Genomic DNA, 24,835 nt, shown 5'->3' on the forward strand with positions numbered 1-24,835 from the left:
GAGTTTATGAACGGGGTATCACAAAGGAATGAAAAGATAGAAACGAAAGCATTTACTACCAGTGACATGTGGAAATTTCTGATTCCATCATTGATTGGAATCCTATTATTTATTGTACCTATTACAACGGAGGATGGCATCACGATTCCTGTCGCTTATTTAGCTGGACAAATCAATGTATATCTAGGTGAAGTTATCCCTGCAATGACTGTATTGATTATGGCGCTATCTGTCATAGGGTCACTCCTAGCGATAACGATCAAACCAGCTTTTATTACAAAGAGTCGTTATTTGAGCACTCTTTTAATCATTAGTCCCTTTTGGCTCGCTGCACGTATCCTTGGAACAGTGTTTGCTGTGATGACGATTTATCAATTAGGACCCGGGATGGTTTTCTCAGAAAATACGGGTGGGCTCTTGATCTATGATCTGATTCCTATTCTATTTTCCACTTTTCTTCTGGCTGGTTTACTGCTTCCGCTCCTTCTTAATTTTGGATTATTAGAGTTCTTTGGTGCCTTATTGCTGAAAGTGATGAGACCTGTTTTTACATTACCAGGACGCTCTTCACTCGACTGCCTGGCATCATGGGTGGGAGACGGCACAATAGGCGTTCTTCTGACGACCAAGCAATATGAGGAAGGGTATTATACAAAGCGTGAAGCGGCTGTCATTGCCACTACATTTTCGGTTGTTTCCATTACGTTTACGATTGTGGTCATTTCTTACTTGAACTTAGAGCAATATTTCCTTCACTATTACGCAACGATTATCTTTGCCGGGCTTGTAGCGGCACTGATCATGCCACGTATACCACCATTATCAAGAAAACCGAATACGGGATATGAAAGAACCGAGTTAAAGAACGAAACAGGAATTCCATCCGATTTCTCCGTTGTTAAATGGGGCTTTCATCAAGCAGTCACGAAGGCTAAAAAGAATAATGGACCTGTTTCTGTCGTGAAAGAAGGGGTTCAGAACGTATTGGATATGTGGCTTGGGGTCTTACCAATCGTTATGGCGATAGGGACAGTCGCATTAGTGATAGCAGAGTATACACCTTTCTTCACCTATCTGGGAAAACCTTTCGAACCAATCCTTACCATCATGCAGGTTCCTGAAGCAAGTGAAGCGGCCCAGACCATGGTAGTCGGGTTTGCCGATATGTTCCTTCCTGCTGTCATCGGTAGTGGAATTGAAAGTGAACTTACCCGGTTTGTCATTGCATGTGTATCTGTTACACAATTAATCTATATGTCTGAAATGGGTGGATTGCTTCTTGGTTCGAAGCTGCCTGTCAGTATCATAGATTTGATCTTGATCTTTTTAATCCGGACATGCATCACTCTACCTATTGTCGTAGTGATTGCCCATATAATTTTTTAATAGGAGGAAGAAACACAATGAACTTTGTAGATGAACATCATGATGAGATTCTAAAAACCTATCAGGAGCTTCATCAATTGGCAGAACCGAGCTGGATGGAAGAAAAGACATCCAGCTATTTAAAAACAAAACTTTCAGAGGCGGGCTTTTCTGTTAAAACGTACGAAGGGCATTACGGATTTATTGCAGAATTAAAGGGTGAGCAGTTAGAGGTCATTGCTCTTCGTGCCGATATGGATGCATTGCTTCAAGAAGTGGATGGAGTGGTTAAACCGAATCATTCTTGTGGTCATGATGCCCATAGTACGATGGTTTTGTATACAGCTCTTGCTCTAGCGAAGAAACCCCTGAAGCATACGGTTCGCTTCATCTTTCAACCCGCTGAAGAAAAGGCAGCGGGGGCACTGAGAATGATAGAAGAGAATGTTCTGGAGAATGTTAAGTTTCTTGGGGGTATCCATCTTCGACCTGAAATAGAGGTCCCTTATGAAAAGGCCGCCCCCGTCATCGTTCACAGCTCTACTGCAACGCTAAAGGGAACCATTAAGGGAATACCTGCACATGCAGCAAGACCTGAACAAGGGAATAATCCCCTGGAGGCAGCGTCTTTATTGATTCAAGCGATCAAGCAGATCAGGTTGAATGTCAACAATCATTATTCCATTAAGATCACGGAGCTTCACGGAGGCGAGTCATCAAACTCGATTCCGGAAAATGCACATTTCACCTTCGATTTAAGAGCTGAATCGAATGACACCATGACAGCATTATTGGAAAAGGCAGAACAGGTGATTTCATGTATACAACAGGAGGCGGATACCGCCATCACCTATCAAGTGGAAGAATATCTACCAGCTGCTGTGAAGGATCCACGGGCAATGGAGCTTGCCCGTGACGCCATTCGTTCGGTTCTTGGAGAGGAGAATGTGGTATCAGAATGTATCTCTCCCGGAGCGGAAGACTTTCATTTTTATTCCATCATTCATCCTGAGTTATGTTCTACTATGATTGGGCTGGGATGTGGTCTTTCACCAGGATTGCATCATCCTTCCATGCGATTTAATCAAGAATCTCTGGTTTATGGAACAAAGATATTGATACAGATGTTAGTAGTAGCTGATCGGCAAGACTGGGAATGAGGAGGTAGAGATCGTGAAACATGAAGTGCAAGCATCATTGAAGATCCGGACACTGCACTCTGTAGAGGATCTAGAAGATGTCAGAAGATTAGAGTCACTTGTGTGGAGTTTTGAAGATTCTGTACCGGTTAATCAGAGTGTAGCCGTGGTGAAGAACGGCGGGTTCATTCTTGGAGCCTATTATCAGGAGAAGCTTATCGGCTTTCAATATAGTTTTCCAGGTTTTGATGGAAAAAAGGTGTATCTTGTATCCCATAGTTTAGGGATCCATTCCGACTTCAGGAAATTCGGGATTGGAGAAATGCTGAAAAGAGCACAAAAAAATACGGCTGCTGAGATGGGGTATGATGTCATTACCTGGACGTATGATCCGTTGGAAACTGTGAACGGTAACCTGAACTTACATAAACTTGGAGCTGTTGTGCGTACGTATATCTCCAATATATATGGAGATATGTCCGATCAATTGAATGCAGGAATAGCGACGGACCGGTTTCTTGTAGAGTGGCGGGTACGTCAATCGAAGAGTAATAGCGTGGCAGGAAATGATCTACATTTTGCTTCTGCTATTGACTTAAAAGAATGTGAGCTTGGTTGGCTTGTAGATAAGGTGAATTTATCCCTCACCCCTAATCACATTTCCGTTTCGGTTCCGGGCCATTTCCAGGAGATTAAAAGGGCTGACCTTTCACTTGCTATGGATTGGCGAAAAAAAACAAGAGACGTCTTTTCTCACTACTTAAATCATGGCTGGATCGTGACAGACCTCGTTAAAGATAAAGAACACCACGGGCAATACCTATACCTCATGGAGAAAGGTGATCATCATAATGGAAATCAAACGAATCATTCTAAGACAGATCAAGATGGATTTACTGAATCCTTTTACGACGAGTGTAGGGACAGAAACGGATAAAACGATTATTCTCGTTGAAGTGAAATCAGCATCAGGGATATCAGGATGGGGGGAGTCGGTCGCGATCACCCAGCCGATCTATAACGAAGAAACGGTGGAAACCAACTGGCATATGATGAGCGAACACTTGATTCCTCTTCTTCAGGGGGAAGCGGTCCAACATCCTGATGAGGTGTCCTGCAGATTTAAAAAAATCAGAGGCAATTATAATGCGAAAGCGGCCATCGAAGGTGCTGTTTGGGACCTATATGCAAAGGAAAACAACCTCCCGTTAGCAAAAGCACTAGGGGGAACGAAAGACAGAATCGAAGTAGGAGTAAGTGTAGGTATTCAGCAAACCGAGACCCTTATGTTAAAACAAATTGAAGATTATTTGAAAGAAGGTTATAAGCGGATCAAGGTGAAAATTCAACCTGGATGGGATATCGGGATCATCCGGTCGATTCGACAGGAATTTCCGAAGATTCCACTCATGGCAGATGCAAACTGTGCTTATTCCCTAAATGACATTGAAATCCTCAAAGCTCTGGATGATTTCGATTTAATGATGATTGAACAGCCGTTGGATCATGATGATATCATTGATCACGCTAAGCTGCAGTCTCAACTTAAAACGCCTATCTGTTTAGATGAGAGTATTCACAGCTTTGAGGATGCAAGAAAAGCCATTGAACTCGGAAGCTGTAAAATCATTAATTTGAAAATTGGACGTGTAGGAGGACTTACTGAATCAAGGAAAATCCATGATCTATGCGTAGAGCACGATATACCTATGTGGTGCGGGGGGATGCTTGAAGCAGGAATAGGAAGGGCTCACAACATTGCCATCACGTCACTGGGGAATTTCACCCTGCCTGGCGATACGGCACCATCTTCTCATTATTGGAAGCGGGATATCATTCAACCTGAGGTGGATATGGAGGATGGATATATAGTTGTACCTGAAGCGCCCGGTATTGGATACGAACCGGACTTGGACCAGATCGAAGCGTTGACTATGTATAGTAAAGTTTTTCATTTTTAATGAGATCAGTCGAATTTCAAAACAGATACCAAGATGCGAACACTTGTTCTTTTATGTATTATTAGGCAAGTTGGTACGGAAATGGCCGTAAAATCGAGAAAAACAAAGATATTAAAAAGAGTTAACTTGAAAATATATAATAAACTACACGAAAAAAATTGAGCATGGGGAGCCCCATGCTCATAGAGAGTAATTAACCCCTTTATAAGATAAAACGATCAGTGGAATAGGGGCTTTCACTTAGAAATTACGGTTGCATTTAGGACAATTACATTTATGGTGATGGTGATGATCCTTCTTATGGCATCCACAATGGTGTTCATGCATTTTACATCCGCAATCACGATGATGGTGATCTTTTTTATGACATGTACAGTCATGTTTGTCCATTATTTTAAAACATTTCACTTCTTGTTCTTCGAATTCTTTTCTTCTTGGCTTGTCGCAAACATCATAGTCATCATCGCATGAACAGTGGATGAACATCAAGTTGTCCCAAAAACGGCAACGATGAAAATCATCTCTTCTGCTTCTTTCACACTGATTAAAAAATGGGAACCACATACTAAATCCCCCTAACTTCTATAAAATTGTCAAGGTAGACCTCGACTTACTCTATACTATGCAACTTTGTCCATTGTGCTTGGGCAGGAGTCATAATTTCTATGTGTTTTAATCAGATAAGGAGAGAGCAGATGTTCAGTGGTTTAATGAAGAGAAGAAGAATAAGAAGTAAGAAGAACTTTAGAATTTGCTGTAAGAATAATGGATCGTCGGTGTAAGAATGGTGTATTTTGATAATACACAACATCAACGAAGAGGATAAAGTATGTCTTTTATTTTGTGTAACGGTTGGCATAACTGGAAGCGACGAAGGCATCGGGTTTAATTTTCGGTTCCACACCCATTGCTTCCATCCTTGCGACCATTTCCTTAACAAACTTGCTTGTTTTATTCTGTTTTCCAGCCCCGATATCAATATGTCCTTCCATTGAAAATGTAGCTCCTTCATAAAGATATGGAAGGATTATATCAATTAACTGATTTTTTCTTTCCTCAGTAAATAACGAAACAATTTCCTCGGATAAAGACAATTCGTAGGAAATCCGCTCATGCAATTGCAGCATTCTCCTAGGGATTAACACTTTTCTAATGCATGCCCACACACCATTTCCTTCATTTAATATCACAATTCCTGTTATGAAGGTGGTATGTGATTGATGAACTTGAGAATCAGTCCCCACCATTAATCGATAGTTACCATTTGGCTCTAATCGCATGAACTTCAAAATATGTTCAAAGACCTTGTCAAATGACATCCCAATTTCCTGTAGATTTTGAAATGAGAAGTAATCATCATTACAGTTTTTCATCTTGTCAAATCACAACTTTCTTAACCAATTTGTGAATGAAGAGATTAGATCTTATCCATATCCTATGATAAGAATTTATTAGCGTGTGAGGAAAAAGATGCAGGTAAATTTGTTTCTTACTGAGGCGTTTTAGCGTTTCAACAATATCGAGGAAATTAAGTTGAAACGATAAACGCCTTTATGAACTACAAGACAAATGAGATATGGGATGATTTTATGGAATGATAAAGAATTTAACGAAATCGAGGTGAAGAATCTGTGTCGCACGGCATCAGCAGTGGAGGGGGAGAAAGTTATCGATTACTCAACGTTCGTTTCTAATTTTAAGTTAACATAATATCTATTATCGGTACCTAAATGAAATAACCGATTTCTGTCTCGTATCACAAGTATACTGTTAATAATGAGACAGAATTGAAAAATGAGATCGATTTGATCTACAGTTTAATTTGTCCTTTAATAACCCTTTGTTTAATGCTAATTATTTTTATCCTAAACTTCGTTTTATTTCATGATAAGTTTAGTTTGATCAACGGTTTCATTTTTTATATTAAAATCTACTTGATTTCTGAATCACTATTTTTATTTTTCTCTTGCTATTATCTGAAAATTCATTGTTGATTTTAAGATTGTTTACTATTTCAATTTGCTAAACAGTCACTTTCCAAACCACCTGTTTGTTAATCCATTCAATTTTAATTAGTTTACATAATATGACGATTGTCTATTTTATTGCGATCAACCCTATTTTATTATAAGCATGCAACTTCATGGTTGTTCCTGCATGATTTCATAAATATCATTACCTAAGAATTCTCAATGCCTACCTCCTCTAAAAAAATGTAACTTCATGGCAGTACAGTTCAAAGAAAAAAGCATAAAGAGTCTAACTCGTGAACCTCTTTATGCTTGAGTACTATTTCAATAAATATTGTCTTGGTGTCCCGAAATAAAGTGTTTGATGATATTCCGGGAATACGGATTCAAAGCAGATGATGATGGGTGCATCAAGAAGCCATGGATAGTACGTATAAAACCCTTTATCCCCGTTCACCATTGCTGCTAAGGCCAATGGCAGCTCCTTTTTGAAAATCATAAACCGTACATTGGAAAGTTGTTGATCAAATTCCCCCCCACTCACATACACGGTTCCTGAAAGAGTGTATTGACCAAGGTCTCTTCTCCATTCTCCTAACACTTCGTCCCTCATGGATGGATTGATCTTCTCCAAATCATAGTGACAACCAACGCTCAAAAATAGTTCACCCGTCGTATCAGAATGAGTCAATGTGTATTTTCGGTTATCAATGGGGTTGAAGATTGAAGCTGGTGGCAAATATGTCACAGCTAGCTTTTCAGGCTTGAATTCACTCATGCGTAAGCCTCCTTTACAAAAATGGGCTTACAACAGAGTATGATAAGAGCCTAGAAATGGTTCAGTTATTTATTTGCTTTCCACTTTATCTTAATCAGGTTCCATTGTTCATTTTCATAATACCAATAAGACGTAGCCGTTCCGATGCCATCCGCCTTATAGGCACCGCTAATTTGCTGATATCCTTTTAATCCCTTACCAGGTTTGCCAATGATTTTCGTCGGCTCAAAAAATGCATACGGTAAAACCATTAATTCCATAGGTTCATTTAAGATTCCATCCGTGTAAATCCCCAATCGATCGTAGTCTTCTTTTCGATCACCTAAATCGACTGTGTAGGATTGATTCGTATCTACAAAGGTAATAGATGCTTGGTAATCATCTTCAAACTGAGCTTGAATCGTTAAAGGCTCAGGTAATCCGATGTCGACAAGTTTATTATCTGCTAACGTATGGAGGGCTTCATTATAGAGTCCGCCGCTTCCCCCTGTTGCTGATGAGTACAGAATATCCTTTATTCCATCATGATTTAAATCAACGAATTGGATTTTCGGCTCATAACCACCTTCATAATCAATTCGAATCTTACTTCCTTCAGACGTTTGAATATCCGCCCAAATTTGTTTCAGAAACAGGACATCAGGAGAAAACGGAATCGCCTTGAGCGTAATCGTATCCTTTTTACCATCGCCGGTTACATCTTTTTTATAAACATTGACAGTCAGTTCATTCACAGGCTGTTTTTCCATTGGCTCACTGGAAAAGTTTCCTGCAATGGCATGGAGGGACATAACAAAGAAAGCACCGAATGCAAATAGTAATTCTTTTCTCATGATTCTCTCTCCTCTTTAGAAAATTATTCACTTTTATTTTCACCAAAGAAGGAAAATCTATGTAATCATTATCGTTTCTATTCTCATCTTTCTTTGCATAAAACAAGTTAAAAAGGACCAACCCATGATAGAGGTTGGTCCTTTCTTGCTATTTTTGTTCTGTTGTCGTTTCAGGTTTTGCTTCCCAGCTCTCAATTCCTTTTAACCCTTTGATAGAGTTGGAGTAGAAAACAGGATCTTTCCCTAGTTTCTTCTGTTCACGGTAATCCTTTAGTGCAGATATGGCGATCTTAGCTAATAGCGTGATGGCGATTAAGTTGATGATCGCCATTAGACCCATAAATAAATCTGCCAGGCTCCACACAATATCCAGTTTGACCACCGCTCCGAAAATCACCATGCCAAGGACGGCCATTCGGTAGATAAATAGAGTGACAGGGCTGTATTTGATAAACTCGATATTTGTTTCTCCGTAGTAATAGTTTCCGATAATCGAACTGAAGGCAAATAGGAAGATAGCGACAGCGACAAATGTATCTGCCCATTCCCCAACATGGAAACTTAAGGCTGCTTGTGTCAGCTGAATGCCATCGATTCCTGTTGTGTATTGATCAGACAGGATGATCATGAAGGCTGTTGCTGTACAAATAAGCAATGTATCAGTGAAAACACCAAGAGTTTGAATAAGTCCTTGTTTAACGGGGTGAGTGACACCAGCAGATGCTGCTGCGTTCGGTGCACTACCCATTCCGGCTTCATTTGAGAATAAACCACGTTTGATTCCCATCATGATGGCTGCACCGACCCCACCACTTGCAACTTCCCGGATACCAAATGCATTTTCAAAAATGATCACAAACATATTTGGCAGCATGGTGATATTGGTGATCAGAATATAGAAAGCTAGAATCAGATAAAGAACTGCCATGATCGGAACCACAATTTGAGTTACACTGGCGATTCGTTTTACTCCACCGAAAATTACAAGGGCTGTTAATACGGCCAGGATGATACCAACAGTCATACGATCAAATGCATACGCTTCTTCCATAGCAAGTGAAATCGTATTGGATTGTACTGAGTTAAATACAAGTCCAAAACAGAATGTGATGATAACGGCAAATAGGATCCCCATCCAACGGGCATTCAATCCCTTTTCCATATAGTATGCCGGACCACCTCGGTAGCCGTCTTTTCCGTCTTTCACTTTGTAAATTTGAGCAAGTGTACTTTCCACGAAGCTGGTCGCTCCTCCTAGAAGGGCGATCAGCCACATCCAAAATACAGCTCCTGGACCACCGCCTGCAATCGCTGTTGCAACCCCAGCCAGGTTACCTGTGCCGACACGGGATGCGGTACTGATCGTGAAAGCCTGGAAGGAAGAGATGCCTCGTTTTCCTTCTGCTGAAATCGTGGTCTTATCTGTTAATAACCTTCCCATTTCTCCTAAGTAACGGAATTGTGCGAATTTTGTTCGTAGTGAGAAGTATAAACCGAGACCGATCAGCGCTACAATCAGTATGTATGACCACATGTAATCATTCAAGGTACCTACTAAACTTGTGAATAACTCCATAATTGTTCCCCCTAGATGTTGTATTTATGACAAAAAATGTATGAATCTATGTAAGTTTACCCATTCAGACACTTTCTTAATCTATCAAAAAATAAATGCCTATTCAACTGATAAATTCATCTTTTCGAAATAATATTAATTGTTGTACAATTTTTTGCTGGTATTGTACAACAATCACGAATGATTATACATTGATTATTCGCGATTGTTTCCATGCGGATATAAAAAACGACCAGAAGCAGTTCTGGTCGTTTCAATACATGCTATTCTTTTGTTTCGGGTAGTAGTGATTCTGCCCACGTTTCACAAACAGATCCGCTATCCCCTTCATCAATCACAAATGATCCATTTGAATATCGGTCATTCGGTCTAAGGTCTGAAAGGAGCACCTCTTCTGCTTTTCCTTTTTTCGTGATCAGGCCTACTTTATCTGTGTCTTTAACTACTTCTATACTTACCACGCGATGTGGATTTGATTTCAATTCCCGCAGCATGATGACTCCACGCTTGGCACGGGATGTTTTTTCGAATTCTGCTAATTTCATTTTCTTCACTGCCCCACGCTGGGTAGCTAAGAAAATGTAATCCTTCATTGGATCTTTTATGATTTTACCTGATACGACATAATCGTCATCCTTAAGGTTGATCCCTTTCACACCAGCCGCACGCGGTCCGACGATGTTCACATCTTCTTCCGAGAACCAAAGTCCATAACTTAAGTGTGTTGCAATGAATATATCGTGTGATCCATCGGTTAAGTGCACATCGATCAGCTCATCGTCCCCTTTTAAATTGATTCCTACAAGAGGACGTGAGTAACGCTGTGCTTTGTACTGAGGAAGCTCGGATCTCTTGATCATTCCGTTCTTCGTTACAAACAATAAATAATGGGATGGATCAAATTCTTTAATCGGTATTGCTTTTAGAACCTGTTCATCGCGATCAATCGGTACGATGTTCCCCACATGCTGACCAAGGTCTTTCCAACGAATATCCGGGAGCTCATGTACAGGGCAATAGATGTAATTTCCTTTGTTCGTGAATACTAAAAGTACATCCGTCGTATTCATCTCATATTGACCAAGCAACCTGTCTGTTTCTTTCATGGCCAGATCCTGCCCGTTTGAAGCAGAATAGGAACGGAGACTTGTTCGCTTCATGTAACCATCACGGGTAACGGTAACCATGACATCCTCACTCGCGATCAGTACTTCAAGGTTGATTTTAATTTCCTCTATCTCATCCTCAATTTTAGTGCGGCGAGCATCAGAGAACTGCTTTTTGATGCCTTTTAATTCTTTTTTGATTACACTGTAAAGCTTGCCTTCACTTTCCAGGATAGCCGTTAACTCAGCAATCGTTTTCGCTAATTCTTCCGCTTCTGCCTGCAGTGCTGTTATGTCTGTATTCGTTAAGCGGTATAGCTGTAAGCTGACGATTGCTTCTGACTGTGCTTCCGTAAATTGAAATTGCTGGATTAAATTATCCTTCGCATCTCGTTTATCTTTCGAAGCACGAATCGTTGCAATTACTTGATCTAAGATTGAGAGAGCTTTCATTAAGCCTTCGACAATATGCTGGCGATCCTTCGCTTTGTTTAGATCATGCTTGGTACGATTTGTCACAACTTCTTTTTGATGTTGAATATAAGCATCCAATAGTTCACGAAGTCCCATCAGCTTAGGACGTCTGTTATGTATCGCAACCATATTAAAGTTATAGGCGATTTGAAGATCACTGTTCTTATAAAGGTAGTTTAAGACGCCTGTGGCATCTGCATCTTTCTTTAACTCAATGACAATGCGCATCCCATCGCGGTCTGTTTCATCACGAACTTCTGCAATTCCTTCCACTTTGCGATCCACACGGAATTCATCCATTTTCTTAACGAGGTTCGCTTTGTTTACTTCATAAGGAATTTCCGTTATGACGATCTGTTGTTTGCTTCCACGGATGTTTTCAATATCAGCTTTTCCACGAACAACCACTTTTCCTTTTCCGGTTTCGTAGGCTTTTTTGATACCGTCTACCCCTTGAATGATACCACCTGTTGGAAAATCAGGTCCTTTTAAGACCGTCATTAAATCATCCACTGTGCTTTGTGGCTTTTCCATTCGCATGATTGTCGCATCAATGACTTCATCAAGGTGATGAGGTGGAATGTCAGTTGCATATCCTGCTGAAATACCGGTAGAACCGTTTACTAAAAGGTTCGGAAAACGTGACGGCAAAACAGTCGGTTCACTGGATGTATCATCAAAGTTTGGTACAAAGTCCACGGTTTTCTTATCTATATCACGCAAGAGCTCCATGGAGATTGCAGAAAGCCGTGCCTCTGTATAACGCATGGCAGCAGGCGGATCTCCGTCAATGCTTCCGTTATTTCCGTGCATCTCGACTAAATATTTTCGCACTTTCCACGTTTGACTCATACGCACCATGGCATCATACACAGATGTGTCACCATGTGGATGATAGTTACCTATAACGTTACCGACGGTTTTTGCTGATTTACGGAATCCTTTTTCCTGGGTGTTCCCATCTACATACATAGCGTAAAGAATACGTCTCTGTACAGGTTTCAATCCGTCGCGTGCATCTGGTAATGCACGTTCCTGGATAATATATTTGCTATAACGTCCAAATCGGTCGCCAAGTACCTCTTCCAGAGGTAAGTCTTGATATCTTTCTACAGTTGTCATGTATTACCCCTCCTCTGCGACCGTAATGTTTTCATTTTCTAGAATGCTTCCATCTTCTTCCAATCCAAAAGCTACATTACTTTCAATCCATTTACGGCGCGGCTCTACTTTATCTCCCATAAGAGTGGTCACGCGACGCTCAGCTCTGGCAGCATCATCAATACGCACCCGGATCAGTGCACGTGTATCAGGATCCATCGTCGTTTCCCACAGCTGATCGGCGTTCATTTCTCCAAGACCTTTGTAGCGCTGGATCATATAGCCTTTACCAACTTTAGAAATGGCTCCTTGGAGCTCTTCATCCGTCCATGCGTATTCAAGCTTTTGTTTCTTCCCTGCCCCCTTACTTACTTTGTAGAGAGGAGGAAGTGCAATATACACTTTCCCTGCTTCTAATAATGGTTTCATGTAGCGATAGAAGAAGGTTAACAGCAGAACCTGGATGTGGGCACCATCCGTATCGGCGTCGGTCATGATGACAATTTTGTCATAATTGATATCGTCGACGTTGAATTCAGGACCGACCCCGCCACCAATTGCATGGATGATTGTATTGATTTCTTCGTTTTTGAAGATATCCTGCAGCTTTGCTTTTTCCGTATTGATGACTTTCCCCCGAAGTGGTAGAATCGCTTGGAATTTACGATCACGACCTTGTTTCGCAGAACCTCCTGCCGAATCACCCTCCACCAGGTAAAGCTCGTTACGCTGAGGGTTTCTCGATTGAGCCGGTGTTAATTTACCAGATAGAACGGTTTCAGAACGCTTACGTTTCTTTCCGTTGCGTGCATCTTCCCTTGCTTTACGTGCCGCTTCGCGGGCTTGAGCCGCTTTAATGGATTTTTTAATAAGAAGGGAACTTGTATCAGGATTTTCTTCTAAGAAATAGAGAAGATGCTCGGAAACAACTGCATCCACAGCTGAACGTGCTTCACTTGTGCCAAGCTTTCCTTTCGTCTGCCCCTCAAACTGAAGGAGATGCTCCGGTATACGTACAGAAACAATGCTCGCCAGCCCTTCACGAATGTCGGTCCCTTCAAGATTTTTGTCCCGATCTTTTAGAATCCCAACTTTACGAGCGTACTCATTAAAGACACGGGTCATCGCTGTCTTTGCTCCGGCTTCGTGGGTACCTCCGTCTTTTGTACGAACATTGTTTACGAAAGACAGAATGTTTTCCGAGAAACCGTCGTTAAACTGAAAAGAGAATTCCACTTCAATGGTATGGTGTTCCCCTTCAAAGAAAGCAACGTTATGAAGCACATCTTTTTCTTCGTTAAGGTATTGAACAAAGGCCTGTATGCCACTTTCGAAGTGAAAGACTTCCTTCTGATCATGACGCTCGTCAATGATTTCAATTTTTAATCCTTTTAGCAGGAAGGCAGATTCCCTTAGACGCTCACATAGCGTTTCGTAATTATACGTGGTATTACTGAAAATCTCCGGATCAGGTTTGAAATGGATACATGTTCCTGATTTTTTCGTTTTCCCAATCTTCTCAAGAGTGGTTTCCGGTTTTCCACCTTTTGTAAAACGTTGCTCATACTTCGTTCCATCTCTTTCAATCGTCACAATAAGCCATTCGGAGAGGGCATTTACGACTGAGGCACCTACACCATGCAATCCACCACTGGTCTTGTAACCACCTTGTCCGAATTTCCCACCGGCATGTAGCACAGTCAAAATAACTTCGGGAGTCGGCTTTCCTAGTTTATGCATACCAGTTGGCATCCCCCGGCCTTTATCTTGCACTGAGATGCTATTATCCTTATGTATCGTAACAATAATCTCACTTCCGAAGCCAGCTAATGCTTCATCCACCGAGTTATCGACAATTTCGTATACTAAATGATGCAAACCTCTTGAATCTGTAGAGCCTATATACATTCCAGGTCTCTTCCGGACGGCTTCTAAACCTTCTAATACTTGAATGGCATCATCATTGTAATCCATGGTCTTATTCTGGTTGGCCACGAACATTCCCCTTTCAAAACTTCTCTAACCGAAAACAATTACTTGTACGGTATTATTGGTTATGTATATATTAACTATAACACAAGAACGTTTGTTCGTTTACCTGTTTTAATCATTTCTGAGGTAAACCACTATGCTATATTGTAGCGTTTTATTTGATTTTCGCAAATGTAATTACTGTGACAGGTCTAAATTGCGCCTGTATTTCTTTTGTGTTGCCCTGTTTTTTTCAGTGGTAATTGAGAACCATCCATCCGAAAAAAAACAAGCGGTAAGAGCCGCTTGTTACGAGTGAGAATTATTTGGTTAAAGCATGTTCAACCTTAATACAGCGATCCATAATGACTGTATACCCACGTTCTTTCAAAAAGCGATAAGCCTCTTCGTTCATTACACCAAGTTGCGCCCAAAAAACGTTAGAATCGATTTCATCAAACTCTTTCGCGATCTCAGGCAAAAATTCTGAGCGGCGAAATACATTGACAATATCAATCGGCCCTTCCACCTCTTTCAGGGTGGGAACTGCTTTAACGCCTAATGCCGACTCAATGGTTGGGTTTACAGGAATAATCTCATAGCCTTGATCCTGCATGGCTTTGGATACCATATAAGATGTTCGTGCTGGATTATCACTTAATCCAATCACCGCAATGCGTTTTGATTGTTTAAGAATGTTTCCGATTTCTTCTCGGGATGGGTTTTCCATGGGTGATCACAACTCCTTCATCGATCCTTATCCATTCATTCTTTGTCTGTTCCTTAAGTCCTATTCTTCTTTTATACCATATTTCCCTTTAACTTTTCAAAATTTTATAAAATTATTCTAAAGAGAACAAAGTGTCAGATGGACAAAAGGAAGCTCCTTAATCCTACCTGACACGCTTAAACATCTTACTCTTCAATTAATCCTTTGGAAATAAGAAATTCCCGTGCGACTTCTTTTGGGTCTTTTTTATCCATATCCACTTTGGCATTCATCTCACTCATCTCTTCTTCAGAGATTTGTCCTGCTAATTCATTCAGGACTTCCTCGACTTCAGGGTGCTCTTCCAGAACTTCCTGACGGATGATTGGTGCGGCATCATATGGTGGGAAGAACCCTTTGTCATCAGTAGTCGTTTTCAGGTTGTAACGTTGTATTCTTCCATCGGTAGTAAAGGCCGGAATAATATCGACGTCTCCGTTCTTCACTGCTTCATACATAATGTTAGGATCGAAGCTTTCTTTCGCTTTGAATTCGTATCCGTAAGCTTCAGCAAATGCATCGTACCCATCACCTTCACGCTCATAGAATTGATGAGGCGCACCAAAACTTAAATCTTTCGATAGGGGTACAAGGTCAGAGAATGTTTTGGCATCGAATTCCTGGTCTTGAGTATAAGCAAGAGTATACGTGTTTTCGAATCCTAGTGGTTTTAACCATGTCACATTAAACTTTTCCTCGTATCCTTTACGTACTTGAGACAGAATTTCCTCAGCTGAAGCCCCTTCTGCCGCTTGCTCTTTTAGAACCGCTTCCAGTCCAGTTCCTGTGTACTCGATATATACGTCGATATCGCCTTTTTCAAGAGCGGGTGTCAGAATCGATACTTCCCCCAATCCTTCTTCCACCTTAACATCGAGATCTGTTTTCTCTTTGAGAAGCTCTGCCATCATTTGAGTTAAGATAAACTGCTCGGTCCACATCTTGCCTGAAACCGTAATCGTGTCTTTCCCCCCACCATTTCCGCAACCAGCGATCACAATGGATAGGGCTATTAATAGAATAAATGGTTTTAGTTTATTTTTCATTCTTACTCTCCTTTGAATTATGGTTTATTTCCGTGCTTTTAGTCCTTTAGGTGTTGTCATTCTTTCGAGAAGCTTTAATAAAAAGTCGAAAGATAATGCAAGTAATGCAGCTGGAATGGCTCCCGCAAGAACTAAAGAATTATTCCAAGTAGAAAGTCCCCTGTAGATGAGGTCGCCCAGTCCACCTGCTCCAACAAAGGTTGCAAGGGTCGCAACTCCAACCGTCAAGACAGTCGCTGTTCGGATACCGGCCATTATGAAAGGCAGAGCGAGTGGAAGCTCCACTTTAAACAGAAGCTGTGAGCTTGTCATCCCCATCCCTCTGCCTGCTTCTATGACTCCCTCATCGACCCCGATGATCCCGGTGTACGTGTTCCTCAGTATCGGTAAGAGTGCATACACAGTCAGGGCAATAATCGCTGTAATACTGCCTGTACCTAATAGGGGAATGAGAAAACCAAATAGGGCCAGGCTAGGGATCGTTTGGAAAATGGCAGTTATTCCGATAAAAAATTCAGCCGTTTGTTTTTTTCGTGATATGTATATACCCAGTGGCAAAGATATGGCAATCGCAATGAAGATAGATACGAATGATAAATATAGATGCTCAAATAATCCATTTAAGATTGCATCAGAACGGTTTGATATCGTGTTGATAAACAAGAACGAGAATGAATTCATACAGAACGTGCCTCCTTTTTCCCTTCTGAGGCTACTGCACGAAGAATCCCGCTGGCCGTTACGCTGCCGACATTCCTGCCGTCTTTTGTAACCATAAGATAATGTTTTTCTGACATTAGAAGTATTCTTGCAGCTTCTTGGATGGACGCGTCATATGGAATCAATGCGTATTCTGATTCTTCCAAGAGCAAATAGGTTGTGTTTTCCTCCATGATGTCAAAAACACGCTTTTGGGGCTGTTGAACATTAAGTCTGTCCTCTCCGATAAATGCACGAACGAATTCGTTCGCAGGATCTTTTATGAGCTCGGATGGGGTAGCGATCTGTTCAATTTTCCCATCGCGCATAACCGCAATTTCATCAGCGATCTTCAACGCTTCGTCAATATCATGTGTGACAAACACAATCGTTTTATGTATCGCATTTTGGATGCTTTTCAATTCATCCTGAAGCTGCTCCCGGCTGATCGGATCAAGGGCACTGAATGGTTCATCCATTAGAATGATGGGCGGTTCCGCTGCCAGGGCACGAATAACGCCAACCCGTTGCTGCTGTCCCCCGCTTAATTCAAGTGGATATCGTTTACGGTATACTTGAGGATCCAGTCCGACAAGGTTTAGAAGCTCGTCCACTCGACCTTCGTATTGTTCCTTCTTCCATCCTTTTAATCGTGGAATCAGACTGATGTTTTCTTCTATTGTCATATGGGGAAGCAATCCAATTCGCTGAATCACATAGCCAATATTACGCCTGAGCTCCACTTCATCGGTTTCAGAAGTATCCTTTCCATTAATCAGGATCGTTCCACTGGAAGGTGAAATAAGCTTATTGATCATTTTCATCGTGGTCGTTTTCCCGCATCCGCTTGGACCAATCAAGGCGACAAGCTTTCCTTTTGGTATCGTCAGGTTGATTCCCTTTATGGCTTCTGTACCATCTTCATAGACTTTTGTGACGTCCTTAAATTCAATCATTTTTCCACCTGCTTTATGAACTGAGAAATTTTTCTATACATAGAAGGGATACCCTCATTATACAAAAGGTAACCATGTTGTCCAAGAAATTGCGTTAGTACTTTTAGTTTATGAATAAGGTGGAATCTACATACAAGATACTTTTTAAAAGAAAGGCGGAAAAGTCCGGCCTTCAGAGCATGGGACAAGACAATAAAAACCAGCAAACTATTGTTTACTGGTTTCAGGATGTTGTTTGTGCTTTAACAGGATATATTGTTCTACGATAATTGCTGTGATGGTTCCGAGTATCAATCCATTGTTTAATATTGAGGCCACCACTACAGGCATGTCTTTAAAAGCGGATGGGGGAACAAACATGGCCCCTACACCCACAATGAGAGAGATACCTGCGACAAAATGGATTTTATCGAGGTCCTTTTCTTTCCGATATTCACCAAGAGCAAGGCCGACCATTTTGATGAAAATGACCGTGGTCACAGCATAGCCAACTGGAGCGGGCAGGCTTGCGAAGAGATTCATAACTTTTGGGATCAGACTGATGATAATGATCATAGCACTTCCAAGAATAAAGGGGATAATGGAGTACATTCCCGTAGCGGCAACAAATCCGGCAGACCCGGAAATGGGAACAGATCCAATTGCTGAAAATATTCCACCGAACAGCTGATTCATTCCGGAAGCAAAGCCGCTCTTTGTATATCTTTCATACGTCGGATGTCCCTTTGCCTTCATTACCTCTTCCATTACTCGAATGGAAGCAATCATATTGGTTGTTAACAAGAATGTGATAAAGATCGATGTCACAATGACACCCGTATCGAACACAGGCGCACCAAATACGAACACATCAGGTAAAGAAAACCAGCTCTCAGAAACAGTAGTGCTTTCACCTAGGCCCATAAGAATAAAGATTATCCAGCCCGAGATGAGGGCAAGAATAATGGAGTATTGTTGAATCCACTTTCGTTTATGGCCTGAGAAGTATAATGCCACTATTATGGTCAGGACGCTCCCGAGTAAGACATGGGGTTGTAGAGATTGTCCTTCATGCTGTATACCGAACATTCCCTTGATAAAAGATCCGCTCAATTGGAGAATCAATAGCATTAAATAAATAAACGTGATCGTTGGTGTAAATAAAGATGACAACTTTTTTAATAGTCCTGTTGCAGAAAGAATAAAGAAAATCACACCACTGACAATCATCCCGCCCTGTAATACGGCGAGCACCTCTTCATGACTGTGGTAAAGGGTTCCTGAAAACCCTGCATAGATGGCGAAAACTCCCCACCATAGTCCAGCGGGTCCTTCGTTAATGGGAAGTTTATGACCAATTAATGCTTGAATAAGACTCGCGGCTCCTAACACAAAGATGGTCCGCTGAATAAATCCTGCCGTGTCTGCGGGTGACAATTGAAACAGGTCAGCTATGGCAATGGGAGCGGCAATTGAGCCTGCAACCATAAAGGCCACCCATTGAAACGCCGATAAAAGTATTTGCATACGTGTACACCTTCATTTCAACTATGTAAAGTGTGTCTATTTTAACATACTTCACTCCTTCTTAATCAGATTTATGAGGAATAAAAGATATTATCTACTTTTATGAACAGGTACTAATTTTTTTGCTTATTTTCTCCCCAACCTTTGGAAAACATGTTAAAATAAGAACGGACTAGTTATTTTAAAAGGAGCAGTGATGATGATTTTTGCCCTTATACTCGTATTAGCATATTTGTTAGGCTCCATTCCCTCCGGTTTACTGATCGGGAAGACGTTCTACGGAAAAGACATTCGTGAGCACGGAAGTGGAAACCTGGGCGGAACCAATACATTCAGAACCCTGGGTGTGAAAGCCGGTATGATTGTAACAATCATGGATATTTTAAAAGGAACGGTTGCGACTCTCCTGCCATTGCTATTTGAAAGTGATGTACATATGTTATTAGCAGGGGTCTTTGCTGTTATCGGCCATATGTATCCTGTGTTTGCAAACTTCAGAGGAGGAAAAGCAGTAGCAACCTCTGCTGGTGTTCTTCTAGGCTATAATTTCATCTTATTTTTCATCTTACTGGCTGTATTTTTTATTTGCTTATATGCTACTAAGTATGTGTCACTTTCTTCAATGCTGGCAGCAGTACTTGCCTTTGCGTATTCGATCTTCACTGGTGATATCCCACTTATAATCGTCGTAGGAATTCTGACCATTTTCGTTGTTTACAGACATCGGGCGAATATAGTACGAATAAGAAATAAAACCGAACCAAAAATTAAATGGCTGTAGTAAAAAAGCGACCAAAGCACCAGGATCTCTTTATTTTATATGGAGTTCCTTGCTGCAGTGGTGGCTTTTTTTCATGCTTTGATAAAGTAAATAGGTATACCCTTTGATTCGTATGAGAAAGATGATGGATATAAAAAGGCAAGTAATATCAAGGATTAACGAAATAGTCTAAAAATCACAAAAATATGATAATATTCTTCAATATTTTCTTAAATATGCCCCGCTTTCCCCTATTTTTTTGTAAAATAGAGGTAGATTTAAATAAAGGATGATGAATATGAATAAAAAGCGATTAATGGCAGGGTTATTCCTTTGTATACCTTTACTCTTAGTGATTGGGTATCTTGTAGATAAGCAATACTCAGACTGGAGAACCTCTGCAGAAGGATTGCAGGAGGAGAACCTTTACTCTTTGCTGCATACGACGAGAGAAGTTCAAGCCTCAGGGAAATCGATGAAGTCCAGTGCTTCAATTGCCGCCATCGGAGATATCCTTCTCCATGATACAGTGTATAATGATGCCAAAGATGAAAACGGGTATAATTTCACCCCTATGTTCTCACCGATCAAGGACATGCTGGCGGCCCCTGATTTTCTGATTGCCAATCAGGAATCAACTCCGGCTGGTGTGGAGCTTGGAGTCTCCAGTTATCCCCTTTTCAATAGTCCTAAAGAGATTGTGAAATCTTTACAGGACGTGGGGGTCGACGCCGTCACGACTGCCAATAACCATTCATTGGATCAAGGTGAAAAAGGGCTTCTAAGTGCAATCGACTATTATGAGAAGATATCCATGCCGTATGTGGGTGCGTTTAAAAGTCAGGAAGATAAGGAACGGATTCGTACCTTCAAGGTAAATGGAATCAAGTTTGCCCTGCTTTCCTATACATATGGAACAAATGGAATACCGGTTCCAAAGGGGAAAGATTATTTAGTCAACCTGATCGACGAACAAAACATGATACAAGAAATTAAGAAAGCCAAAAACATGAACATTGATTTAGTCGTATTGAGTTTACATTGGGGAAATGAATATCAACGCTTCCCTACTGAGGAACAGGAAAGACTGGCAAATGTCTTAACCGAAAGTGGGGTTGATATCATTTTTGGTCATCATCCACACGTCCTGCAGCCAATCCAAACGTATAAAACGAGTGATGGTCGTGATGCCGTTGTCATTTACTCATTAGGGAATTTTCTTTCGGGACAGAAAGATGATTTCAAAGACATTGGAGGAATGGTTACGGTGCAAGTAGAAAAAACGATGAACCCGGGCGGTTCTAAGATCACGTACCCTACCATTGAATTTCAGCCAACCTTTGTGTCAGAGAATCATTACAATAATTACAGGATTTATCCTCTTGATTTTGCTAATAACAACGGTATGATCAGGTATTCAGAAGAAGAAATGGTCTCACATATGGTGAATGGCTTACCTGAATAAGAAAAGGCAAGGTGAACTTGTGGCTTCAAGCCATGCTGCTTTGAAGATACGTCCATAATAACCTATTCCAATGTATTAACCTGAATTTACTCAGCTGCAAAAAAACGAGCTTCCACAATGGGAAAGCTCGTTTTTTTAATGTCCACCGAATAGCAATGAATTAAAGAAAATGCCACCAAGGGCTAAAACAGCCAATAAGGCATTGGCCATCAAAAAAGTTTTGCGGCTCGCCTTAAAGTATAGGGTGACCATACCATAGTAAATGAGTGCAGCAATGATAATAAATGTACCGGCTTCTATCTGATATTTGGCTTCGTGCAATTGCAGAAATGTTAATACACTTAATCCGGCAAAGATAAATGCACCTATGTAATACAATAATGATTGTGTATTCATTTGTCTCATCCTTTATGCGTAATAGTAGATGTTCCGTCTTCTATATGTATATAATATGAAATGAAACCTTCTTTGTAAAGTTACAAGAAATACTCCGGGAGAATACCTGTAGAGAAAGGAGACTCATCGATGAAGGTACATATTTCAAAAGAAGCTCTTACGTGGTTTAAAGACGAAATGCTTGTAGAGGAAGGCGATCAAGTTCGTTTTTATGTGCGCTATGGAGGTTCCAGTCCTCTGCATGATAGTTTTTCATTAGGAGTGAATAAAGACGAACCGGTGGATATTGGCGAACGAGTCGAAGTCGAGAACCGGGAATTTTTTATTGAAGAAAGAGATTTATGGTTTTTTGATGGTCATGATTTGTACGTTAAGTTTGACGATAAACTTAAAGAACCTTCATATGAGTACAAAAAATAAGAAAGCATGGAAGGCTGGCATATGCCAGCCTTTTTATGTCCGGTTCAGAAAACGTGCAATATGGTCGTGTAACCCCTCTGTAAGGAGAATATGATATTGAATGTCTCCCAAAAGATCAAAATGAGGAAATCCGTCTTCCCTCTGATGAATCCATTCTTTTTTTAAACCATACTTCTTACCCCATCCAGTTAATGTATCGATGTCACAGCAGCCGACTTTCGTTACAGATCGTGCATGGGGAAATCGATCATCAAGCCAGTAATGAGTGAGAAATGCAATCTCTCCACGCTTTACACGCTCTTTCCATGCATGTAATTCATGTTTTGTTAAGCCGAATGCCATGGAGGATCTTCCTTTCTGTCATGCTTCAGTATGGGAGTTTTAAAAGGGGCAACTCCTCTATGTAGAAATTACTTCTTAGCCTTTTCATATGCTTCGTGCCAATGTGGGAACATTTTACGAATCGAAATCGGACGGAAGTTTTCCTGCTTGACGCAAACATGTTTCGATTGTCCCGTGATGGCCAGCTGGTTCTGACCATTATAAATTTCATAAGCATAGGTAATGCGAAGCCCGTCATATTCCTCAACCCACGTTTTAATAAACGCTTTTTCCCCGTAACGAACCGGTGATTTATAGCTGACATTCAGATCGATAACAGGAGAAAGAATCCCTTCTTTTTCGATATCAGCATACTTAAAGCCGAGATCTTCAATTAGTTGCGTTCTTCCTAATTCCATCCATACAAGATAATTGGCATGATACACAACACCCATTTGATCCGTTTCTGCGTATCTTACCTCGATGGTTTTTTCAGCAATTTGCATCTTTACACCCTCTTCATCTAATCAGTATCCTTCCTCATTTTAACATAGATGGAGAAAGCATTGAACAAATTGGTTCCGGAGTGAATTGCTTCTGGTGCCTTTATTATGGATGAAAGAACCCGAACGGAAAGGTCTCATTTGAGCCCTTTCCGTTCGGGTTGCAGGTGTTATTGCTCAGTTTGATGAGCTTCGTCTTGAATTTCGTTTCGGAAAGCTTGCAGGCTTTCCCGGCGACGTTCATTCTTATCTTTAATAGACTGAAGCTGCTCTTCACTATCTGTGAAAGCCATCGACTCCTCAGCCTTCTCCATATTCTCAATCGTATGCTGAACCATACCTTGAAGCTTTTCTACATTATCACTACGATCATCTGGATTCGGTTTATCCCATGCCATCCTGCATTTCCTCCTGCTATTCGTGTTGAGGGACGGACCTTAAGGCCTATCCCTTTTCATTTTTCGTCTGAAGCGTTTATTCACCCTTTGTCTGGATGACTTGTGCATGCTTACCAGATTTATCTTGCATTTGTTTCCCTTTGTTGCCGCCTGCAGCTCTTGATTGAGTTCCTATATGGTTTGGTGCAAAATGATTCGGACTTCCCTTTGAATTACTCATAACTTCCCCTCCTTACTAGTATGATTACCAAAATGGGAAGGAAGAAAAGACGTAATAATTGGCAGTATTATTTTCTGTGGGCAAAAAAAATAAGCCTCGTAATTCCTTACTCGGCTTTGCCTATAGGGCGCTTAATTTCCAGTCTTGCATCGATTCGTTCTTCAATGGCATCCATGGCATCTTGATCTAGAAGGAGCTGCTTTTTGTTTTCTTTCACAAGATCTGCAAATGATTTCTTCCTTGGTCTGCGCAATCCAATCGCCTCACTCTCCAGTGTGATTTGTTATAAGTAGTATATCCAAATGTCAGATATTTTAAACAAAGGTCACAATAGATGATTGAGTTTGGTTCAAGAATTCACTATATAGAGTCTGCTGGAGGTCCGTCCTTCACTTGATTAGCGCGGTGAAGTCTGCAAGGGTGGTAATGGCTCCAATTTGTTTGTGGGTGATGGTTCCTTGTTCGTTGATGACGAATGTGGTTGGGACGGTTAGGATGTCGTAGGCGTTGTTGATTTTGTCGTCTTTGTCTAATAGGATCGGGAAAGTGAGTCCCATTGCTTTTTGGTATTCTTTTACGTTGTATTGGGGATCGATATTGATTGCCAGTACTTCAACGTTCTGCCCGTATTTCGTATAGAACTCCTGCATGATCGGCATTTCTTCTTTACAGGGTGGGCACCAAGTAGCCCAGAAGTTAAGAATCACTTTCTTCCCCTTTAATTCAGACAATGTGATCGTTTCCCCGGATAAGGTATCCAATTTAAAGTCGATGGCTTTGTCTCCCACATTTGGTCCAGGATAGTTCTCTACTGGAGTAGTTTCTGACACCTCCCCTTCTTCTATATCAATTAACTGATCATATGCCTCAGCTTGCGGGAACGTATTTTCTGAAAAGTAAGTGGGCTCTGACTTATTCTCAATATAAAACGTGAAGACTAATAATGCTACAAGCAAAATGCCGAAAATGGATTTCAAAGGAGTGTGCTCCTCTCATAGGAATGATATTACTATCATCTTATGTTAGCTTGTCTCTGATTAGTCATGGAATTTAGAATGAGCTTCTAAGCTAGTCAGTTGCTGAGGGTAATTAAAAAAGCCCC

26 protein-coding genes are annotated in these 24,835 nt (G+C 41.0%); 8 read left to right on the forward strand and 18 right to left on the reverse strand.

What is annotated here, in order from left to right:
- Positions 1–6 precede the first annotated feature (6 nt).
- The 5 genes from ACFQWC_RS05425 (at position 7) to ACFQWC_RS05445 (ending at position 4,936) form a co-directional block, all read left to right on the forward strand.
- Entirely contained in the window at positions 7–1,386 is a 1,380-nt protein-coding gene (locus ACFQWC_RS05425; RefSeq protein ID WP_377106372.1) for a YjiH family protein, read from the forward strand.
- A gap of 17 nt (positions 1,387–1,403) precedes the next feature.
- Positions 1,404–2,525 carry an amidohydrolase gene (locus tag ACFQWC_RS05430; protein WP_299737172.1) on the forward strand — a complete coding sequence of 374 codons (1,122 nt, stop codon included), beginning with the start codon at positions 1,404–1,406 and terminating at the stop codon, positions 2,523–2,525.
- Between the two features lie 13 nt (positions 2,526–2,538).
- Positions 2,539–3,441, forward strand: a complete 903-nt coding sequence (locus ACFQWC_RS05435) for a GNAT family N-acetyltransferase (RefSeq protein WP_377106374.1) — start codon at positions 2,539–2,541, stop codon at positions 3,439–3,441.
- The gene (gene menC / locus ACFQWC_RS05440; RefSeq protein WP_299737168.1) at positions 3,356–4,465 is read left to right on the forward strand and encodes an o-succinylbenzoate synthase; all 1,110 of its coding nucleotides are present in this window, start codon (positions 3,356–3,358) and stop codon (positions 4,463–4,465) included. Before ACFQWC_RS05435 ends, menC begins: the two co-directional genes overlap by 86 nt.
- Positions 4,466–4,741: 276 nt before the next feature.
- Positions 4,742–4,936: a hypothetical protein gene (locus ACFQWC_RS05445; protein WP_299737166.1), complete on the forward strand. Its 195-nt coding sequence runs from the start codon at positions 4,742–4,744 to the stop codon at positions 4,934–4,936.
- Between the two features lie 365 nt (positions 4,937–5,301).
- Here the strand turns inward: ACFQWC_RS05445 and ACFQWC_RS05450 are convergent, their stop codons facing one another.
- The 11 genes from ACFQWC_RS05450 to ACFQWC_RS05500 form a co-directional block, all read right to left on the reverse strand.
- Entirely contained in the window at positions 5,302–5,784 is a 483-nt protein-coding gene (locus ACFQWC_RS05450) for a ribonuclease H-like YkuK family protein (RefSeq protein WP_377106377.1), read from the reverse strand.
- A 970-nt stretch (positions 5,785–6,754) separates the two neighbouring features.
- On the reverse strand, positions 6,755–7,213 hold the full coding sequence (locus ACFQWC_RS05455) for a staygreen family protein (RefSeq protein ID WP_299737161.1): 459 nt from the start codon (positions 7,211–7,213) through the stop codon (positions 6,755–6,757).
- Between the two features lie 65 nt (positions 7,214–7,278).
- Positions 7,279–8,046: a hypothetical protein gene (locus ACFQWC_RS05460; protein ID WP_299737159.1), complete on the reverse strand. Its 768-nt coding sequence runs from the start codon at positions 8,044–8,046 to the stop codon at positions 7,279–7,281.
- Positions 8,047–8,194: 148 nt separating this feature from the next.
- Positions 8,195–9,622, reverse strand: a complete 1,428-nt coding sequence (locus ACFQWC_RS05465) for an alanine/glycine:cation symporter family protein (protein ID WP_299737157.1) — start codon at positions 9,620–9,622, stop codon at positions 8,195–8,197.
- A gap of 263 nt (positions 9,623–9,885) precedes the next feature.
- The gene (parC, locus tag ACFQWC_RS05470; protein ID WP_299737145.1) at positions 9,886–12,324 is read right to left on the reverse strand and encodes a DNA topoisomerase IV subunit A; all 2,439 of its coding nucleotides are present in this window, start codon (positions 12,322–12,324) and stop codon (positions 9,886–9,888) included.
- A 3-nt stretch (positions 12,325–12,327) separates the two neighbouring features.
- Positions 12,328–14,298 (reverse strand): DNA topoisomerase IV subunit B, encoded by a 1,971-nt coding sequence (gene parE, locus ACFQWC_RS05475; RefSeq protein ID WP_299737143.1) that lies wholly within the window; start codon positions 14,296–14,298, stop codon positions 12,328–12,330.
- 298 nt (positions 14,299–14,596) lie between these two features.
- Entirely contained in the window at positions 14,597–15,004 is a 408-nt protein-coding gene (locus tag ACFQWC_RS05480) for a CoA-binding protein (protein ID WP_299737141.1), read from the reverse strand.
- A 185-nt stretch (positions 15,005–15,189) separates the two neighbouring features.
- Positions 15,190–16,089, reverse strand: coding sequence for an ABC transporter substrate-binding protein (locus ACFQWC_RS05485; protein ID WP_299737138.1), 900 nt, complete (start codon positions 16,087–16,089; stop codon positions 15,190–15,192).
- A gap of 24 nt (positions 16,090–16,113) precedes the next feature.
- On the reverse strand, positions 16,114–16,770 hold the full coding sequence (locus tag ACFQWC_RS05490) for an ABC transporter permease (protein ID WP_044336988.1): 657 nt from the start codon (positions 16,768–16,770) through the stop codon (positions 16,114–16,116).
- A complete protein-coding gene (locus ACFQWC_RS05495) occupies positions 16,767–17,744 on the reverse strand; it encodes an ABC transporter ATP-binding protein (protein ID WP_299737133.1) in 978 nt (325 codons plus the stop codon). The genes ACFQWC_RS05490 and ACFQWC_RS05495 overlap by 4 nt, the downstream gene beginning before the upstream one ends.
- 207 nt (positions 17,745–17,951) lie before the next feature.
- The gene (locus tag ACFQWC_RS05500) at positions 17,952–19,250 is read right to left on the reverse strand and encodes a purine/pyrimidine permease (protein ID WP_377106382.1); all 1,299 of its coding nucleotides are present in this window, start codon (positions 19,248–19,250) and stop codon (positions 17,952–17,954) included.
- 196 nt (positions 19,251–19,446) lie between these two features.
- On the opposite strand from ACFQWC_RS05500, the gene plsY reads away from it, so the two are divergent.
- Both plsY and ACFQWC_RS05510 read left to right on the forward strand, forming a co-directional pair.
- Positions 19,447–20,031 carry a glycerol-3-phosphate 1-O-acyltransferase PlsY gene (plsY, locus tag ACFQWC_RS05505; RefSeq protein WP_377106384.1) on the forward strand — a complete coding sequence of 195 codons (585 nt, stop codon included), beginning with the start codon at positions 19,447–19,449 and terminating at the stop codon, positions 20,029–20,031.
- Positions 20,032–20,308: 277 nt separating this feature from the next.
- Positions 20,309–21,475, forward strand: a complete 1,167-nt coding sequence (locus tag ACFQWC_RS05510; protein ID WP_341356413.1) for a CapA family protein — start codon at positions 20,309–20,311, stop codon at positions 21,473–21,475.
- Between the two features lie 135 nt (positions 21,476–21,610).
- On the opposite strand, the gene ACFQWC_RS05515 is transcribed toward ACFQWC_RS05510, so the two are convergent.
- The gene (locus tag ACFQWC_RS05515; protein WP_341356412.1) at positions 21,611–21,871 is read right to left on the reverse strand and encodes a hypothetical protein; all 261 of its coding nucleotides are present in this window, start codon (positions 21,869–21,871) and stop codon (positions 21,611–21,613) included.
- 129 nt (positions 21,872–22,000) lie between these two features.
- Between ACFQWC_RS05515 and ACFQWC_RS05520 the strand changes: the two genes are divergently transcribed.
- Entirely contained in the window at positions 22,001–22,291 is a 291-nt protein-coding gene (locus ACFQWC_RS05520; RefSeq protein WP_377106387.1) for a HesB/YadR/YfhF family protein, read from the forward strand.
- Positions 22,292–22,324: 33 nt separating this feature from the next.
- Here the strand turns inward: ACFQWC_RS05520 and ACFQWC_RS05525 are convergent, their stop codons facing one another.
- From ACFQWC_RS05525 to ACFQWC_RS05550, 6 genes are all read right to left on the reverse strand, one after another.
- Complete coding sequence (locus tag ACFQWC_RS05525; RefSeq protein ID WP_299737123.1) at positions 22,325–22,633, reverse strand: hypothetical protein; 309 nt, start codon at positions 22,631–22,633, stop codon at positions 22,325–22,327.
- A gap of 68 nt (positions 22,634–22,701) precedes the next feature.
- Positions 22,702–23,118: an acyl-CoA thioesterase gene (locus ACFQWC_RS05530; protein WP_299737121.1), complete on the reverse strand. Its 417-nt coding sequence runs from the start codon at positions 23,116–23,118 to the stop codon at positions 22,702–22,704.
- Positions 23,119–23,285: 167 nt separating this feature from the next.
- The gene (gene tlp / locus ACFQWC_RS05535; protein WP_377106389.1) at positions 23,286–23,513 is read right to left on the reverse strand and encodes a small acid-soluble spore protein Tlp; all 228 of its coding nucleotides are present in this window, start codon (positions 23,511–23,513) and stop codon (positions 23,286–23,288) included.
- A 76-nt stretch (positions 23,514–23,589) separates the two neighbouring features.
- On the reverse strand, positions 23,590–23,733 hold the full coding sequence (locus ACFQWC_RS05540) for an acid-soluble spore protein N (RefSeq protein ID WP_044336998.1): 144 nt from the start codon (positions 23,731–23,733) through the stop codon (positions 23,590–23,592).
- Positions 23,734–23,839: 106 nt separating this feature from the next.
- The gene (locus tag ACFQWC_RS05545) at positions 23,840–23,986 is read right to left on the reverse strand and encodes an FbpB family small basic protein (RefSeq protein ID WP_082051111.1); all 147 of its coding nucleotides are present in this window, start codon (positions 23,984–23,986) and stop codon (positions 23,840–23,842) included.
- A gap of 136 nt (positions 23,987–24,122) precedes the next feature.
- Positions 24,123–24,710 carry a peroxiredoxin family protein gene (locus ACFQWC_RS05550; protein WP_299737105.1) on the reverse strand — a complete coding sequence of 196 codons (588 nt, stop codon included), beginning with the start codon at positions 24,708–24,710 and terminating at the stop codon, positions 24,123–24,125.
- Positions 24,711–24,835 lie beyond the last annotated feature (125 nt).

This window comes from Rossellomorea sp. GCM10028870 (assembly GCF_042666755.1).
Lineage (GTDB): Bacteria > Bacillota > Bacilli > Bacillales > Bacillaceae_B > Rossellomorea.

Excerpts from the sequence above, each read along its gene's own strand:
- ACFQWC_RS05425 (WP_377106372.1), top strand. The coding sequence starts at position 7 with ATGAACGGGGTATCACAAAGGAATGAAAAGATAGAAACGAAAGCATTT.
- ACFQWC_RS05430 (WP_299737172.1), top strand. The coding sequence starts at position 1,404 with ATGAACTTTGTAGATGAACATCATGATGAGATTCTAAAAACCTATCAG.
- menC (WP_299737168.1), top strand. The coding sequence starts at position 3,356 with ATGGAAATCAAACGAATCATTCTAAGACAGATCAAGATGGATTTACTG.
- ACFQWC_RS05445 (WP_299737166.1), top strand. The coding sequence starts at position 4,742 with ATGGTGATGGTGATGATCCTTCTTATGGCATCCACAATGGTGTTCATG.
- ACFQWC_RS05450 (WP_377106377.1), bottom strand. The coding sequence starts at position 5,784 with ATGTCATTTGACAAGGTCTTTGAACATATTTTGAAGTTCATGCGATTA.
- ACFQWC_RS05455 (WP_299737161.1), bottom strand. The coding sequence starts at position 7,213 with ATGAGTGAATTCAAGCCTGAAAAGCTAGCTGTGACATATTTGCCACCA.
- ACFQWC_RS05460 (WP_299737159.1), bottom strand. The coding sequence starts at position 8,046 with ATGAGAAAAGAATTACTATTTGCATTCGGTGCTTTCTTTGTTATGTCC.
- ACFQWC_RS05465 (WP_299737157.1), bottom strand. The coding sequence starts at position 9,622 with ATGGAGTTATTCACAAGTTTAGTAGGTACCTTGAATGATTACATGTGG.
- parC (WP_299737145.1), bottom strand. The coding sequence starts at position 12,324 with ATGACAACTGTAGAAAGATATCAAGACTTACCTCTGGAAGAGGTACTT.
- ACFQWC_RS05480 (WP_299737141.1), bottom strand. The coding sequence starts at position 15,004 with ATGGAAAACCCATCCCGAGAAGAAATCGGAAACATTCTTAAACAATCA.
- ACFQWC_RS05485 (WP_299737138.1), bottom strand. The coding sequence starts at position 16,089 with ATGAAAAATAAACTAAAACCATTTATTCTATTAATAGCCCTATCCATT.
- ACFQWC_RS05490 (WP_044336988.1), bottom strand. The coding sequence starts at position 16,770 with ATGAATTCATTCTCGTTCTTGTTTATCAACACGATATCAAACCGTTCT.
- ACFQWC_RS05495 (WP_299737133.1), bottom strand. The coding sequence starts at position 17,744 with ATGATTGAATTTAAGGACGTCACAAAAGTCTATGAAGATGGTACAGAA.
- ACFQWC_RS05500 (WP_377106382.1), bottom strand. The coding sequence starts at position 19,250 with ATGCAAATACTTTTATCGGCGTTTCAATGGGTGGCCTTTATGGTTGCA.
- plsY (WP_377106384.1), top strand. The coding sequence starts at position 19,447 with ATGATGATTTTTGCCCTTATACTCGTATTAGCATATTTGTTAGGCTCC.
- ACFQWC_RS05510 (WP_341356413.1), top strand. The coding sequence starts at position 20,309 with ATGAATAAAAAGCGATTAATGGCAGGGTTATTCCTTTGTATACCTTTA.
- ACFQWC_RS05515 (WP_341356412.1), bottom strand. The coding sequence starts at position 21,871 with ATGAATACACAATCATTATTGTATTACATAGGTGCATTTATCTTTGCC.
- ACFQWC_RS05520 (WP_377106387.1), top strand. The coding sequence starts at position 22,001 with ATGAAGGTACATATTTCAAAAGAAGCTCTTACGTGGTTTAAAGACGAA.
- ACFQWC_RS05525 (WP_299737123.1), bottom strand. The coding sequence starts at position 22,633 with ATGGCATTCGGCTTAACAAAACATGAATTACATGCATGGAAAGAGCGT.
- ACFQWC_RS05530 (WP_299737121.1), bottom strand. The coding sequence starts at position 23,118 with ATGCAAATTGCTGAAAAAACCATCGAGGTAAGATACGCAGAAACGGAT.
- tlp (WP_377106389.1), bottom strand. The coding sequence starts at position 23,513 with ATGGCATGGGATAAACCGAATCCAGATGATCGTAGTGATAATGTAGAA.
- ACFQWC_RS05540 (WP_044336998.1), bottom strand. The coding sequence starts at position 23,733 with ATGAGTAATTCAAAGGGAAGTCCGAATCATTTTGCACCAAACCATATA.